Raw genomic sequence first — 15026 nt, 5'->3', positions numbered from 1 at the left:
TCCTGTAAAAATAAAAGCCTAAGTCACTGGCGCTGACGCAAAAATGCGACAATGCCAGAGCACAGAATTAACGACCCGGCATACCGACGCTGGCAATTTCCTGTTCGGTCAATGGTCGGTATTCGCCCGGTTGCAGATCCTCATCCATGATGATCGCGCCAATACGCTCACGGTGCAGCGCAACCACGCGGTTACCCACGGCGGCAAACATGCGTTTCACCTGGTGATAACGGCCTTCGCTAATGGTCAGACGCACCAGGCAGTCTTCCAGCTGTTCCAGTTGGGCAGGCAGAGTCAGGGAATCTTCATTATGCAGTTGCACCCCGGCGGTAAACTGCGCTGCGGTATCGGCAGCCAATGGCTGTTCCAGCGTGACCAGATAGGTTTTTTCGCAATGGTGTTTCGGCGCAGTAATGCGGTGCGACCACTGGCCATCATCGGTCATCAGTACCAGTCCGGTGGTGTCGATATCCAGACGACCGGCGGCATGTAACTTGTAGGCAATAGGTTCATCGAGGAAATAGAGCACCGTTGGATGATCCGGATCGTCGGTAGAACAGACGTAACCCTGCGGCTTGTTCAACATGAAGTAACGTGGCCCGGTGATCTGCAGCAACTCATTGCCATCAAATTCGACGCGCTGTTCCGGGGTCAATTTCAGAGAACCGCTTTTCACCACTTCGCCGTCTACGGTCACGCGCTTTGCTCGCAGCTCGCGCACAATTAGCGCCCGGCTGATGCCCAACTGCTGAGATAAAAACTTGTCCAATCGCATTGAATCTATTTAGCCTGTTCTGGCGAACGGTCACCGTCGCACTTTGATAAAACACAACACCCCGCTTCCACATAACGCAGCGGCAACGGGGTGTAAACATATTCAGTCTTCCGTCATCTCTCAAGACACAGGAATATTGGCCGGATCTTGAATGATTTTGGCAATAGATAATCATTGCCATCGGTGATTATTACCTTGCGGGGGCAGTTTGCCTGCCTTTAAGAGCGCGTATTATAGCGGGGCTTTGCCCGCCTTGTCTGTAAAAGCTTTCCTAAAAATACCGCCGCGCTACCAACAGGATTGGCACGGTATCCTCGGCATCTTCCCAGGTCTGGTCGCCTTCAGCAGCAATTATTGGCATACTGCATCTTCAGTTATTTTTTCAGGTACGTCATGCAAACACTGCCCTTTACACTGCGCCCCTATCAGCAAGAAGCCGTTGACGCCACTTTGCAGCATTTTCGTCAACATGATACCCCGGCGGTAATTGTGCTGCCGACCGGCGCGGGAAAAAGCCTGGTAATAGCCGAATTGGCACGGGTAGCGCGCGGTCGCGTACTGGTTTTGGCCCATGTAAAAGAGCTGGTCTCGCAAAACCATGGCAAATATCTCTCTTATGGCTTGCAGGCCGATATTTATGCCGCCGGTTTGCACCTTAAGCAGAGTCAGGGAAAAGTGGTGTTTGGCAGCGTGCAGTCGGTGGCGCCCAATCTCGACCAGTTTGATAGCGCCTTTTCTCTGTTGATTATTGATGAGTGTCACCGCATCAGCGACGATGACAATAGCCAGTATCAACAGATCATTAACCATCTGCGCCAACAAAATCCGCGCCTGCGGCTGCTGGGGCTGACCGCTACCCCCTATCGTCTCGGCAAAGGCTGGATCTATCAGTATCACTATCAGGGCATGGTGCGCGGTGTTGAAAACAGTCTGTTTCGTGACTGTATTTATGAATTGCCGCTGCGCTATATGATCAAGCATCAGTTTCTGGTGCCGCCGCAGCGTCTGGATATGCCAGTGGTGCAGTACGATTTTAGTCGCCTGCAACCCAACAGCAACGGCCTGTTTGCCGAGGCCGATCTTAACGCTGAACTGCGCCAGCAGGCGCGTATTACTCCGCATATCGTCAGGCAGATTATTGATTTTGCCAAAGATCGTAAAGGGGTGATGATTTTTTCTTCTACTGTGGAGCACGCGGGGGAAATATTTCGTCTGCTGCCAGCAGGAGAAGCCGCCCTGGTCAGTGCCCAGACCTCCGCCGCCGAACGTGACCGATTGATCGACGCCTTTAAGCAGCAGCAACTGCGTTATCTGGTAAATGTCTCGGTGTTAACCACCGGTTTTGATGCCCCACATGTCGATCTGATTGCCATTTTACGCCCCACCGAATCGGTGAGCCTGTATCAGCAAATTGTCGGTCGTGGTCTGCGCCTTTCCCCCGGAAAAACCGACTGTCTGATCCTCGATTATGCCGGTAACCCCCATGACCTGTTTACGCCGGAAGTGGGCAGTCATAAACCGGCAGGGGACAATCAGCCGGTGCAGGTATTTTGTCCGTCCTGCGGTTTTGCCAATATTTTCTGGGGCAAAACCAGCGACGACGGCACAGTGATTGAACACTTTGGCCGTCGCTGCCAGGGGATACTGGAAGATGACGAGGACAATCGCCAGCAGTGCGACTATCGCTTCCGGTTTAAAAGCTGTCCGCACTGCGGAGCGGAAAATGATATTGCCGCCAGGCGCTGTCAGCAGTGCCAGGAGATTCTGGTCGACCCGGACGATATGCTTAAAGCTGCCCAACGGCTGAAAGATGCGCTGGTACTGCGCTGCGGTGGGATGGATCTGCAGGCCGGCAAAGATGAAAAAGGCGAGTGGTTGAAAATTACCTATTACGATGAAGACGGTGCCAGCGTCAGCGAACGTTATCGTCTGCACACCGCCGCTCAGCGCACCGCCTTTTTGCATAGTTTTATGCACCCGCATCAGCGCGCACCGGGGATCCCACTGGTGTGGCAAACGGCCGCCGATATCCTGGCGCAACAGGGGTTATTGCGCCATCCCGATTTTGTCGTCGCCCGTATGAAAGGCAAATTCTGGCAAATACGGGAAAAAATCTTCGATTATCAGGGACGTTTCCGCCGCGCCTATGAGTTGCGCGGCTAAAAGCGGCGCATTTTCCGGCATTAATCATTGCTGCCAGGGCGATACTTCGGTAACATACCGCGCGCTTTCGCCTTGTGTGAAGCCAAGAACTATCCAACCTGTTGCTGGGTCGCCTGTAATGGGGTTAATTTTCTTATTAAGAGAAAAAACATAATGTTTACTATTAAAGTAGCAGTACGTACTGCGCAGGGTAAGGGTGCGAGCCGCCGCCTGCGCGCAGCAAACAAATTCCCAGCTATCGTTTACGGTGGCTCTGCTGAACCTATCTCTATCGAGTTAGATCATGATCCAGTTAAGAACCTGGAACTGAAAGCGGAATTTTACAGCGAAGCAATCATTTTGGTTATCGACGGTAAAGAAACCAAAGTTAAAGTTCAAGCTGTACAGCGTCACCCGTTCAAGCCAAAACTGGCTCATATCGACTTCGTTCGCGTTTAATCGCCAACGGGTCTGCCCAATGACTGGCCAGCAGCAGTCACGCGCTAACTGAACGACGCCGCCAGATACTGACGCAAGTCAGCCAATGGAGGAGGTCAAACAGATAACGCCGCTGCCACCGGTAAGACAAAGGGTAAAGATACGCATAGGGACGCCTAAGCGAGAACAATAAAAAACGCCGCAATTGCGGCGTTTTTTATGTCTGTTATTTACTGGTTGCCACTGCCGGAACGGCGCTGCAATTGGTCGCGCAAATTAGGCGGCGTACCTTTAATGGTCAGCGTATCCGTTGCCGGATCCCAGAAAATACGTTCCCCCAGCAGTAAGGCATCAAAATTGATGCTCACCCCACCACCGCTGCCAGCGAACTTGGTTAACTGGCGTAAAGTGCTGCGATCCGCCGGAAAGCTCTCTTCCAGTTGATAACCCTGCTCGGTAGAAAACTGACGGAAATCCTTGTCCCCCCATGGCGGCAGCTCCTGCGACAACTCTTGCAGGGCAATTTCTTCGCCAGCTTGCAGTTGATCGTTGCAATAGGTGTAAACCTGCTGACGATAGTTTTGACGCTCGTTTTTATCCAACTGAGCTTCGGCGCAGTAGTCATCTACCGCCTGCAGCAGACCGCGGTTTTGCGCCTTGGTATCCAGGCCTTCCGACGCGGCCAGGAAATCCATAAAGAAATCGGAGACTTTACGTCCGACGCGTCCCTTGAGAAACGTCAGGTAGCGGGTTGACTGCGGATTGGTTTCCCATTCGGTCAAATCAATACGTGCCACAATATCGGCATGATTGATATCCAGATAGCGGATAGTACTGACGTCCAACTGCTCGTTAACGCGCATGCTGCTGCGACTGGTTAATACCGCAATCAGTAAATATTCCACGGCCAGAAAACGGTAATGGCAAAACAGCACCACCCCACCCTCGGCAAAGGGATATTTCGCCAGCTCGTCGCGCAAACGCCCGGTGGCCGCGCGGCTAAAGCCGAGAAAATCATCATCGCCTTTACGACAACTGCGCAACGCCGCGGCCAGCTCGCTCTCTTCGTTGAACAGGCCATAGGCTTTGCTTTTGGCACTGTATACCCGATGCAGCTCGGCCATCATCTCTTCAACCGCCGCGTTGGGGGTCAAAAGGGTATCGCGCAGCACAACGTCCAGCGTCTGCTCGTCGCGTTTGTTCAACTGGTGTAGAGCAATCTGCTCGAGATCCAGACTCATGTGACTTTCTCCTGTTCATGTGGGTTTTCCCCTGCGCGCGTATTCAAACACCGAAGACGACGAGCTGCAAGCCATAACCCTGCCACAGAAACCTGCATTAACAAGGCTAAACAATATCCCCGCACTAATAGCGTTATAAAAATGCGGAAACTCATGCCGTGATAAGTTAAGATATTGGACTTTGTAAAGCTTTGAGCACATTAATCTATGCCGCAATCATCCCGTTACAGTGACGAACACGTTGAACAACTTCTGTCAGAGCTGGCCATCGTTCTGGAAAAACACCGCACCCCGACTGACCTGTCGTTAATGGTCCTCGGCAATATGGTGACCAATCTGATCAATACCAGCGTCGCGCCTGCTCAGCGAAAAGTACTGGCACGCTCGTTTGCTGATGCCCTGCAAGCATCTGTAAGAGAAGACAAAGCCCATTAATTTATTATTTTGCCAGACCTTTTTATGGTGACGAATAGCCAACGCTATCGCGAAAAAGTATCCCAGATGGTTAGCTGGGGACACTGGTTCGCTTTATTTAATATTCTGCTTAGTCTTGGACTCGGCAGCCGTTATCTCTTTGTTTCTGACTGGCCGTCCTCATTGGAAGGACGCATCTACTCGCTGGTCAGCTGGCTGGGTCATTTCAGCTTTATTGGTTTTGCCGTTTATTTACTGATCCTTTTCCCGCTGACCTTTGTGGTGATGTCACAACGGTTACTGCGCTTCCTGTCAGCGATTCTGGCTACCGCCGGACTGACACTGCTGCTGGTGGATAGCGAGGTCTTTACCCGCTTCCACCTGCATATCAACCCGGTGGTATGGGAACTGGTGGTTAACCCCGGTCAGGCAGAGTTGGCGCGGGATTGGCAGTTGATGTTTATCAGCGTGCCGATAATTTTTCTTATCGAGATGCTGGTGGGGACCTGGGCCTGGCAGAAATTGCGCAGCCTTAACCGCCGCAGTTTTGCCAAGCCGATGGTGATCCTGTTTATCTGCTGTTTCTTTGCCTCGCATCTGATGTATATCTGGGCAGACGCCAATTTTTATCGCCCGATCACCATGCAACGCGCCAATCTGCCGCTGTCGTATCCGATGACCGCGCGTAAATTCCTTGAAAAGCATGGCTTGCTTGATGCCCAGGCGTATCAACAGCGGCTGATTGAGCAAGGTGACCCGGAAGCTATTTCCGTAGAATATCCGCTTAACAGCATTAGCTTTCGCGATAACGGCAGCCATTATAATTTGTTGATGATTGTGGTGAATGGTCTCAATGCCCGTTCTGTGGCCAAAGACATGCCGCAGTTGAGCCGTTTCGCCAGCAGCAATGTCAATTTTGCCCATCACTACAGTTCGGGCAATCAGGACGATACCGGCTTATTTGGCCTGTTTTATGGTATCTCGCCGAGCTATCTCGAAGGCATTATTACCTCGCGCAAACCTTCGGCGTTAATGAACGCGCTGGCGCAGCAAAACTACGAGTTTGGTCTGTTTGCTTCCGATGGATTTAACAGCCCGTTATATCGCCAGGCCTTGCTGTCTGACTTCTCACTGCCCCCTGCCGTGCGTCAAACTGACCAGCAGACCACTCAGCAGTGGGAACAGTGGCTCAATGCGCGCAACACCCGTCCATGGTTCTCTTATCTCAGTTTTAATGACACCTCGGATATTGCACTCGCGGCAAATGACGCCAAACGTCCACCGCAGGCAACGGTGCTACGTCGCTACCAGCAAGGTGCCGCCGACGTAGATAACCAAATCGCCGAGGTATTAAAAAAACTGCAGGATAAAGGTATGCTCGATAATACCGTGGTGGTGATCACCGGGTCGAAAGGCATCAACCTTGACGCGGATCAGAAACAGATGGATGCCAGTCAACTGCAAGTACCGCTGGTGATCCATTGGCCGGGAACGCCGGCGCAGACGGTAAATAAACTCACCTCCCATGAAGACGTAATGACGACACTGATGCAACGCCTGCTGCATGTCAGCACTGCGCCTGCCGATTACTCGCAGGGCGAAGATCTGTTTGCGTCGCGTCGCACTAACAACTGGGTAGCCAGCAGCAGCGATGGCGCACTGGCAGTCACCACGCCAACGCAAACTATTCGTCTGGACAATAATGGCAACTACCGCGCCTACGACAGCAAGGGTAATGAGTTAATAGATCAGAAGCCGGAACTGGGTCTGCTATTGCAGGTGCTGACCAACCAAAAACGGTTTGTCGCCAACTAACTGCTTAAAAGTAAAGCAGTCGTTCGCCCGGGGTATTGCTTTCAAAACGCGGATGAGTAGACTGTCGTTACAGCGTCGGCATGTAGCGCAGCTTGGTAGCGCACCGTCATGGGGTGTCGGGGGTCGGAGGTTCGAATCCTCTCATGCCGACCAAACATTCCCTTAAAAACCAACCCTTTGCGGTTGGTTTTTTATGCCTGGAATTTGGCTGGTGTAAAAACATCGATCGAAAACAATCAAACCACACCTGCTTTAGAGCCGTATATTTACTGTATCTCCGGCACCACTGGCCAGTCAGGCTGGCTAATATCTCCCCCTGCTTAACAGTTTGTTCCCATCTTGCCATTAGTGTTTTTGATGGGGTGCCAACTGTCCTGACATTGAGGAACACTGCTTGCATATCGTACCTGTGACCCCTTCCGTCTAAATTTATTTTCGCTTGCTTCGTTTGTTTCGTTTATTGCATTTGATATTTGTTTTGACTAATATGCATTCAACAGCTGCAGCCTACACTAAATCGTAAAACTAGAACTCAGAAACTGAACCTAAACATTGGATACTCAAATGACAAACTCAATTCTTAATAGCCTGAGCCTTCCGGTTCAAAGGGAGATTGAGGCAGCTGTACGTGGACAAAGGGAGCTTGCTGCCTATCTCTCCACTAAAATGGAAACACAAAAAATTTCGATTCAGGACTCAGATAACAACCCTCGGCAGATTGAGCTGCCAACGTCTTCATTGACGCTACTTATGTCAATTTTAGGGGAACTGGCCGTCGGTAACGCGGTTCAAGTTGTTCCTGTGCATGCTGAATTAACAACACAGGAAGCTGCCAACATTCTGAATGTTTCTCGCCCTCACATGGTGAAACTACTGGAAGATGGGAAGCTACCTTTTCACAAAACAGGTCGCCATCGCCGCGTGCTTTTCGCAGATTTAATGAGGTACAAGGATCAGCGATATAGCGAAAGCCACAAAGCAATGCAAGAATTGGCAGATCATAGCCAGGAGCTTGGATTTTACTGATGGCTCACTCACCTTATCCCGTAGTATTAGATGCTTGCGTACTCTATCCATCCTTACTACGGGATTTATTGATGTATCTGGGACTGACCGGACTGTATCAACCGAAATGGTCGGCCATGATAGAAGACGAATGGCAGCGTAATTTGATTAAAGATCGACCTGACTTAGATTCTGACCAAATCAGGCATACTGGGGAGCTTATGAATCGGGCATTGCCTGATGCAATGGTTACAGGTTTCGAGCCGCTCGTTGCCAGTATGGATCTTCCTGATGTTGATGACAGGCACGTTGTTGCTGCAGCAATTTGCAGCGATGCTGAAATTATTGTTACGTTCAACTTAAAAGATTTTCCACAGCAATATCTGGATAATTTCAGCATTGAAGCAGTGCATCCAGATGATTTTATTACTGATCTGTTCGATTTGAATCAGGCACTTGTTGTGGCTGCGGTAAATAAACAACGTCACAATATGAGAAAGCCGCCGAAATCGGTGGAAGAATATCTTGATGCGCTACTCCGCCAAGGTTTACCACAAACGATCAAAGAATTGAGTAAATTCCGCGTCCTTATTTAGTCAGCTTGGTGGCAGCTTCGTCTACTGGCAACTGTTTCAACTGAAAATATTCATTAAATGACCCTGACCCCGAATGTGATCCAGTCATAACCAGGAATAACCGGCTTCTGGCTTGCCCGCTGGAGCGCCCTTGGGTCGCTATTGCTGTGTATTTCGATCATCAAGACCACTTTATCATCAAACTCATTACACCTACTCGTACCTGTTTTAGTCGCTGGCAATCACTCATGCTGGCGATTTTAACCCGCAGGATAAATTCCCACAGCGAGCCTGTCAGAATTGACGTATACCAGGAAAAAAATGCCCCCCGGTAAGGAACTCTTGGCAATCCACGGCCACTAAACTATGCAAATCGTTAGTATCAGTAAAACCATAAAGCAACAAATACACCCTCTTAAGCCCGACCACCCTCGGGCCTTTTTTTATGGGTTATGATCATCCGTATCACCTCGACGCCCGCTACATGGGGCAGTATCAATCACCGCAACTCTGCCATCTCCAAGCACTGCCCTGCTCCCGTCAGCCGCAATCTGTGCTGCAAACCCGGTCTCGCGCAAAGCAGCTATAATGTTGATCACCTCTGTTGTTACCCTCGGCAACGCTGCTGTTCTGATAAAAATTATTAAACAAGTCGTCAAAAATGTTGCCTTATCATTATTTTTTTATGCGAGTTAATGTAATTGCAAGACGACAAATACATCAACAATCACAAGCAAATAAGGGATCATCATGAGCACATTCACATCGCAAGACGGAACCCAAATCTATTACAAAGACTGGGGTACAGGTAAACCTATTCTATTTAGTCACGGCTGGCCGCTGGATGCCGATATGTGGGACAGTCAGATGAATTTTCTGGCTGAACGCGGCTACCGGGTAATTGCTTTTGATCGCCGAGGCTTTGGCCGCTCAGACCAACCCTGGCAGGGCTATGATTACGATACCTTTGCCGAAGACCTGCACGGTCTGATTGCGCACCTTGATCTCGACGAGATCACTTTGGTCGGTTTTTCTATGGGCGGCGGTGATGTTTCGCGCTATATCGGTCGTTACGGCACTGAGCGAGTCAGCGGTCTGGTATTGTTAGGGGCTGTGACACCGATATTTATCAAAACAGACGATCATCCGCAGGGCGTTGAAAAATCTGTGTTTGATGGTATTAAAGACGGCTTGCGCAAAGATCGTGCACAGTTTATCAGCGACTTTGCGACGCCGTTTTATGGCATCAATCAGGGTATGACCGTCTCCGCTGGCGTATTGAGCCAAACCTTGAATATTGCGCTGCTGGCATCATTAAAGGCAACCCTTGACTGTGTTACGGCTTTCTCGGAAACAGATTTCCGTGGTGATATGGCAAAAATCGATGTGCCTACACTGGTGATCCACGGCACCAAGGACCAGATAGTGCCTTTTGAGGCTACCGGTAAGCTGGCAGCCGGTATGATTGCCAATGCGCAATTAAAAACCTATGAAGGGGCACCTCATGGCTTTGCGCAGACCCACCAGGATCAGTTAAATAACGATCTGCTGGCGTTTATTAAAACCCTCTATTGATCGTTTCCCCCTCGGTTTTTGTGACGAGGGGGCTTTAATGGTTATTTCCCCCTGCCGATTTACGTCCCGGCATCATGCGTAGCAGCGTATTATCATGGGCAATATAATGGTGGAATAATGCTGCCGCAGCATGTAGCCCAATTAAATAATAGCCCGCATTGGCAATAAATTCATGAATAGATTTTAGCTGTCTGGAGAATGCCAGATCGGGAGCGATAGTAATGGGCATTTTTAACGAGAAAAGGGTCCACTCAACGCCTTTAAAATATAAAGACAGGATACCAAGAATTGGTATGCTGATAAACATTATATAAATAATCAGGTGAGTAAGCAGCGCCAGCAGGTGTTGCCACTGTGGTGGCTTGGGCACAATGCCTGGGGTAACGTACATCAAGCGCACAAAAATCCGTAGACACATCAAGGCCAGCACACAGAAACCAAACGAAAAGTGCAGCAAGGTCAAGAGTTGATGCAGGGGGAGAGACTTAGGCACAAATCCTTTCAGCTCAATGGTGGCATAGGTTGCCGCCAAAATAAGAAAGACCGTCCAGTGTATCGCTATCTGTATTGGGGTAAATTTTGTACGCATCAAGGTCGCTCGCTATTAACACTAAAAGCAGAGTAACGCGGTGACCTTAAGCGGACATTAAGATAGCCCCCTGGCCGAGGATCCATGACTTAGGGGGAAAAAATCAGGCATTCCTGGTTTGTACCCAGAAACCGTGAATAAGCCCTGGCAAATAACCGCAGAGCGTTAAAATAATATTAATAATAAACGCCCAACCCAATCCTTTGCCGATTAATACGCCCAGCGGCGGCATAATTATGGTCAATATCACTCGCCAAAAACCCATGATGCTCTCCTTTTCATTAATAATATTCAAATTTAGCGAAATTAAATCAACTCATCAATGAGAGTTCTCTGGTTTATTGATTGCCTGATATCCGCCCACAGATTAATATTCTTAACATGATGGTGATTGTCACTACACAGTGAATGGGAGAAAAAATTTATGCAATGGGATGTCATGATGCTTATCGCAGTGATCATTTTTATCGTGGGCCTGTTTGTGGCCACGCTGAATATCACCCTGCGCACCAAGGGATTGAAGCGCCTTTATTGGCTATTTTGCAGCCTGCTAATTGGCCTCGGCAGTCTGGCAGTAATTTATTTTCTCGCCTTTCCTGAACAGCCGACACTGCCTGTGGGCAACCTGTCAGGGGAAATGCCTGCGGCGTTAGGATTGGCGGGTCTGGTCATCCGCATCGGTATCTCTGCCGCCCTCATCGGTTTTATTGTTATGGCGGCACGTCGGCTGATCCTGCTGTCAAAAAAACCGGATGCACGCTAATCAACGGCTAAAATATCTCAATAATAGCTTGGCCCACTGCTGATTTAACTGTATATTTATCCAGCCATTGTCAGGCAATAGTCTTCATTCTTCAGATAACATGATTAACAGTAGAGAGCAGGTTATGCGGGTAGAACTGAGTTATGACAAAAGGAACGTTGCGGCTATCCCTGACGCAAGTGAAAAAATCACCCAGGAGTTAACCAAACGGGTCCACCGAATGTTTCCGGATGCCGAGATCAAAGTCAAAGCGATGCAGGCCAATGGACTAAGCACCCACGGTGCCAGCAAGCAAGAGAAGTCACAGTTGAATCAAATGCTTGAAGAAATGTTTGACGAAGCGGACCAGTGGCTCTCCGTGGAGTGATCAATACTTATTTAGTTACAAAGCGCAACTGAAATAAACATATCACTGCTACGGCTTATTATAAGATAGCGCAAGAAAATAAAAATTTATCAATGACCTTGCGAAGCAATAGATGCCTACACCTAAGAAAAACCACGCTCAACCGCATTTTTATTCAAAACGTTTTGCGTTGATTTGTCTGGGCATCGTCTGCTGCATGGTGCTGCTGCTGGGGCGGGTTGGCTATTTGCAGTTGCTTAACCGCCCGATGTTAGAGCGTCAGGCCGACCAGCGCTCACTGCGCACGCAGATTATTCCAGCCGGTCGCGGTACCATTGCCGATCGCAACGGGCACCCGCTGGCTCTGAGCGTAGCGTCAAAAGATATTATTGCCGACCCTTTCCGTATTGAACAACTCCATAGCGACTTAAACAGTCCTAAATGGCAATATCTGGCTTCCGCCTTAAATATGCCACTTTCCCAGCTGCAACAGATCATCACCAGCGATCCGAAACGACGCTTTGTCTTTTTGGGCAGAAAAATCGAACAAGGTATTGCTAAAGATATCGGTGAACTGCACCTTGGCGGCATTACCTTGCAACATGATGACAGCCGCTATTACCCGATGAGTGAAGCCTCGGCTAACCTGGTGGGCATCGTCGGCACTGATAATGAGGGGCTTACCGGTATAGAACGTGGCTTTAATAGCCTGTTGGAAGGCAAACCGGGACTGCGTGAGTATCGTCAGGATGGTCAGGGCAAGGTCATCGGTATTTTAAAAGATATTCCGCCGCAACAGCCGCCAACGGTCAATCTCAGTATTGACAGCTATATTCAATATGTAATGTACGCATCATTAAGAAAAGGGGTGATGCTCAACCAGGCTGACTCTGGTGCCGCGGTGATGGTTGATGTCAACACCGGGGAAATCCTCGGAATGGCTTCCTTCCCCTCTTTTAATCCGAATAATTACGCCGGCGTTAATATTAAAGATATGCGTAACGTGGCGATCAGCGACAGTTTCGAACCCGGTTCGACGGTAAAACCGCTGGTGGTGATGTCCGGACTCGAACATCGGCTAATACGTCCCGATACTGTGCTCGACACCCGACCTTACTCGGTAAACGGACACTTGATCCGTGACGTTGGCCACTGGCCAGCGCTGACCATTACCGGCGTATTGCAAAAATCCAGCGATATCGGCGTTTCCCATATTGCGCTGGCGATGCCGGCGCAAGTGCTGGTCAATCAATATCAGGCGTTTGGTTTAGGCAAACCGACCGATCTGGGCATTGGCGGTGAAAGCGGCGGCTATTTCCCGCTGCATCGTGAACGCTGGGCCGATATTGAACGCGCCACCTTCTCCTTTGGCTACGGGTTGCGTGTCACCCCGCTGCAAATTGCCCGCGAATACGCCACCATTGGTTCTTTTGGTATTTATCGCCCGCTGTCGATTACCAAAGTTACGCCACCGGTGATTGGCAAACGCATCATGGATAAAAACGTGGTAGAAACCGTGGTTCATATGATGGAAAGTGACGCCTTACCGGGCGGCAGTGGTCTGAGTGCGGCAGTGCCGGGTTATCGTCTGGCGATCAAAACCGGTACCGCAGAAAAAATGGGCCCCTCCGGCAAATATGACGGTGGCTATATCAACTATACCGCTGGGGTGGCTCCGGCGAGTAACCCTCGTGTTGCGCTGGTAGTCATGGTCAACAACCCTCAGGCCGGTAAACACTTTGGTGGTTCAGTTGCCGGACCGGTATTTGGTGATATCATGGGGCAGGTTTTAAACCATATGAATATAGCGCCTGATGCGCTGGTCCCGGAAACCGTGCCGCCAACCATTATCTCCAGCGGCAAAGCGGTTATCCTGGCCCCGAAAGAGAAAAACGAACGCGAGCAGTAAACCGGCAACCTGAAGACGGTAACTGCGGGAAGACGTAAAAGTTGCAGGAAAGCGGCAAAGCAGTTATGCCGGGCTTTTATGCCATCACCCTGGATTTTGTGTTGGCAAACAGGATTTCTTTCCACTCTGTTTGCCATTGAGTGAAAGTGTCTGACACTATGAAACGGCTGTTTATTGTTCTGGTAGTTTTTATCGCGGTTTGTGTTGCGGTTATTGCCTTGAATATGCACGGAACCAGTCCCTGGAATTAAGCTACTGATGACACCACAAGGCGCGAGGAGCCTCCATTTTGCCCACCGGTAAACGCTTTGTATTGATGGTGATTGCCATCCTTGTTGGCATTGTGGTGCTCGATGACGTTATCGCCCGTATCATCCACTGGATCTTGCTGCACTGAGATGGCCGGCAGGTCCGCGGTAAATCCGGTGCTGTCTCCGTCATTACGACAAATTTGTGTATAATCATCCTATCGAAACCAACCACTGACGGGCTATGGCACAAGACATTCATCTCACTATCGTCAACGCACTCAGCAAATGGATTGAAGGCCATTTGGGAAGAGTGATCCATCTTGAGGAGCTGGCCGAGTATTCCGGCTACTCCCTTTGGCATATGCAAAAACTGTTCAAAGAGTCCACCGGCATCTCACTGGGTAAATATATTCGTGAACGGCGTCTGGCCAGCGCGGTGTACCAGCTAAGCAGCAGTGATTCCTCAATTTTTGATATTGCCATGGACTTTGGATTTGGATCGCAGTCGCACTTTACCTATATGTTCCGCAAGCGTTTTAATATTACGCCCTACGAGTTCCGCCAAAATCCTGATATCAAACTGGATGTTGCGCCACCGCTGCATATTAGCCATCAAAAATCGGCCTGACTAAAAACCAAACTCGCTGAGGCCCGGGTGATCATCGGGTCGACGTCCCAACGGCCAATGGAACTGGCGTTCGGTGGCGGCGATGGGTAAATCATTAATGCAGGCGTGACGGGCAAACATCAATCCTTGTGCATTGAACGCCCAGTTCTCGTTGCCAAAACTGCGGAACCAGTTCCCCGAATCGTCGTGCCACTCATAGGCAAAACGCACCGCAATACGCTCGCCGTCAAACGCCCATAGCTCTTTGATTAATCGATAATCCAGCTCTTTAGCCCACTTTCTTTGCAAAAATGCCACTACAGCCTGTTGTCCGGAAACAAACTCACTGCGGTTGCGCCACTGTGTATCAGTTGAATAGACCTGACTTACCCGTAGCGGGTCGCGGCTGTTCCAGGCATCTTCCGCCAGACGGACTTTTTCAATCGCCGTTTCGCGGGTAAAAGGAGGAAGGGGTTTTTTAATCAACTCTGGGCGGTTTTCGGTCATTATTGCCTCACTGTTTTAGAAAAACTCATCAACATCGTCACGTAGACAACTCTGTCTACATGTGTCACACTAGC

16 protein-coding genes and 1 tRNA gene are annotated in these 15026 nt (G+C 49.8%); 12 read left to right on the top strand and 5 right to left on the bottom strand.

What is annotated here, in order from left to right; genetic code table 11:
* Nucleotides 1-67: 67 nt before the first annotated feature.
* Nucleotides 68-775 (bottom strand): 16S rRNA pseudouridine(516) synthase RsuA, encoded by a 708-nt coding sequence (gene rsuA / locus GW590_RS10565; RefSeq protein WP_169403020.1) that lies wholly within the window; start codon nt 773-775, stop codon nt 68-70.
* Nucleotides 776-1177: 402 nt separating this feature from the next.
* Between rsuA and GW590_RS10560 the strand changes: the two genes are divergently transcribed.
* Nucleotides 1178-2938, top strand: coding sequence for a DEAD/DEAH box helicase (locus GW590_RS10560; protein WP_211186736.1), 1761 nt, complete (start codon nt 1178-1180; stop codon nt 2936-2938).
* A gap of 153 nt (nt 2939-3091) precedes the next feature.
* Nucleotides 3092-3376 (top strand): 50S ribosomal protein L25, encoded by a 285-nt coding sequence (rplY, locus tag GW590_RS10555; protein WP_169403018.1) that lies wholly within the window; start codon nt 3092-3094, stop codon nt 3374-3376.
* Nucleotides 3377-3585: 209 nt separating this feature from the next.
* Here the strand turns inward: rplY and yejK are convergent, their stop codons facing one another.
* On the bottom strand, nt 3586-4596 hold the full coding sequence (gene yejK / locus GW590_RS10550; RefSeq protein ID WP_169403017.1) for a nucleoid-associated protein YejK: 1011 nt from the start codon (nt 4594-4596) through the stop codon (nt 3586-3588).
* A 207-nt stretch (nt 4597-4803) separates the two neighbouring features.
* Between yejK and GW590_RS10545 the strand changes: the two genes are divergently transcribed.
* The 6 genes from GW590_RS10545 to GW590_RS10520 all read left to right on the top strand — a co-directional run bounded on the left by GW590_RS10545 (nt 4804) and on the right by GW590_RS10520 (nt 9980).
* Entirely contained in the window at nt 4804-5031 is a 228-nt protein-coding gene (locus GW590_RS10545; protein WP_169403016.1) for a YejL family protein, read from the top strand.
* Between the two features lie 24 nt (nt 5032-5055).
* The gene (gene yejM, locus GW590_RS10540) at nt 5056-6825 is read left to right on the top strand and encodes an LPS biosynthesis-modulating metalloenzyme YejM (RefSeq protein WP_169403015.1); all 1770 of its coding nucleotides are present in this window, start codon (nt 5056-5058) and stop codon (nt 6823-6825) included.
* A 76-nt stretch (nt 6826-6901) separates the two neighbouring features.
* Nucleotides 6902-6978: transfer RNA gene (locus tag GW590_RS10535), tRNA-Pro, on the top strand.
* Between the two features lie 411 nt (nt 6979-7389).
* Nucleotides 7390-7851: a helix-turn-helix domain-containing protein gene (locus GW590_RS10530; protein ID WP_169403014.1), complete on the top strand. Its 462-nt coding sequence runs from the start codon at nt 7390-7392 to the stop codon at nt 7849-7851.
* Nucleotides 7851-8426 (top strand): PIN domain-containing protein, encoded by a 576-nt coding sequence (locus GW590_RS10525; protein WP_169403013.1) that lies wholly within the window; start codon nt 7851-7853, stop codon nt 8424-8426. Before GW590_RS10530 ends, GW590_RS10525 begins: the two co-directional genes overlap by 1 nt.
* A 729-nt stretch (nt 8427-9155) precedes the next feature.
* Complete coding sequence (locus GW590_RS10520) at nt 9156-9980, top strand: alpha/beta fold hydrolase (protein ID WP_169403012.1); 825 nt, start codon at nt 9156-9158, stop codon at nt 9978-9980.
* Nucleotides 9981-10014: 34 nt separating this feature from the next.
* Here the strand turns inward: GW590_RS10520 and cybB are convergent, their stop codons facing one another.
* Complete coding sequence (cybB, locus tag GW590_RS10515) at nt 10015-10569, bottom strand: cytochrome b561 (RefSeq protein WP_169403011.1); 555 nt, start codon at nt 10567-10569, stop codon at nt 10015-10017.
* 103 nt (nt 10570-10672) lie between these two features.
* Nucleotides 10673-10834 (bottom strand): YqaE/Pmp3 family membrane protein, encoded by a 162-nt coding sequence (locus tag GW590_RS10510; protein ID WP_169403010.1) that lies wholly within the window; start codon nt 10832-10834, stop codon nt 10673-10675.
* A gap of 174 nt (nt 10835-11008) precedes the next feature.
* On the opposite strand from GW590_RS10510, the gene GW590_RS10505 reads away from it, so the two are divergent.
* The 4 genes from GW590_RS10505 to GW590_RS10490 all read left to right on the top strand — a co-directional run bounded on the left by GW590_RS10505 (nt 11009) and on the right by GW590_RS10490 (nt 14466).
* Nucleotides 11009-11332 carry a hypothetical protein gene (locus tag GW590_RS10505; RefSeq protein ID WP_235955918.1) on the top strand — a complete coding sequence of 108 codons (324 nt, stop codon included), beginning with the start codon at nt 11009-11011 and terminating at the stop codon, nt 11330-11332.
* Between the two features lie 124 nt (nt 11333-11456).
* The gene (locus GW590_RS10500) at nt 11457-11699 is read left to right on the top strand and encodes a DinI family protein (protein ID WP_169403311.1); all 243 of its coding nucleotides are present in this window, start codon (nt 11457-11459) and stop codon (nt 11697-11699) included.
* A 112-nt stretch (nt 11700-11811) separates the two neighbouring features.
* Nucleotides 11812-13587 (top strand): penicillin-binding transpeptidase domain-containing protein, encoded by a 1776-nt coding sequence (locus tag GW590_RS10495; RefSeq protein ID WP_169403008.1) that lies wholly within the window; start codon nt 11812-11814, stop codon nt 13585-13587.
* Nucleotides 13588-14079: 492 nt separating this feature from the next.
* Nucleotides 14080-14466 (top strand): helix-turn-helix domain-containing protein, encoded by a 387-nt coding sequence (locus tag GW590_RS10490; protein ID WP_169403007.1) that lies wholly within the window; start codon nt 14080-14082, stop codon nt 14464-14466.
* On the opposite strand, the gene GW590_RS10485 is transcribed toward GW590_RS10490, so the two are convergent.
* Nucleotides 14467-14952, bottom strand: a complete 486-nt coding sequence (locus GW590_RS10485; protein WP_169403006.1) for a nuclear transport factor 2 family protein — start codon at nt 14950-14952, stop codon at nt 14467-14469. It abuts the gene before it with no gap.
* Nucleotides 14953-15026 lie beyond the last annotated feature (74 nt).

This window comes from Rouxiella aceris (assembly GCF_012933545.1).
Lineage (GTDB): Bacteria > Pseudomonadota > Gammaproteobacteria > Enterobacterales > Enterobacteriaceae > Rouxiella > Rouxiella aceris.
The sequence above is the reverse complement of the archived record's forward strand: the minus strand, read 5'-3'. Positions and strand labels throughout refer to the sequence as shown.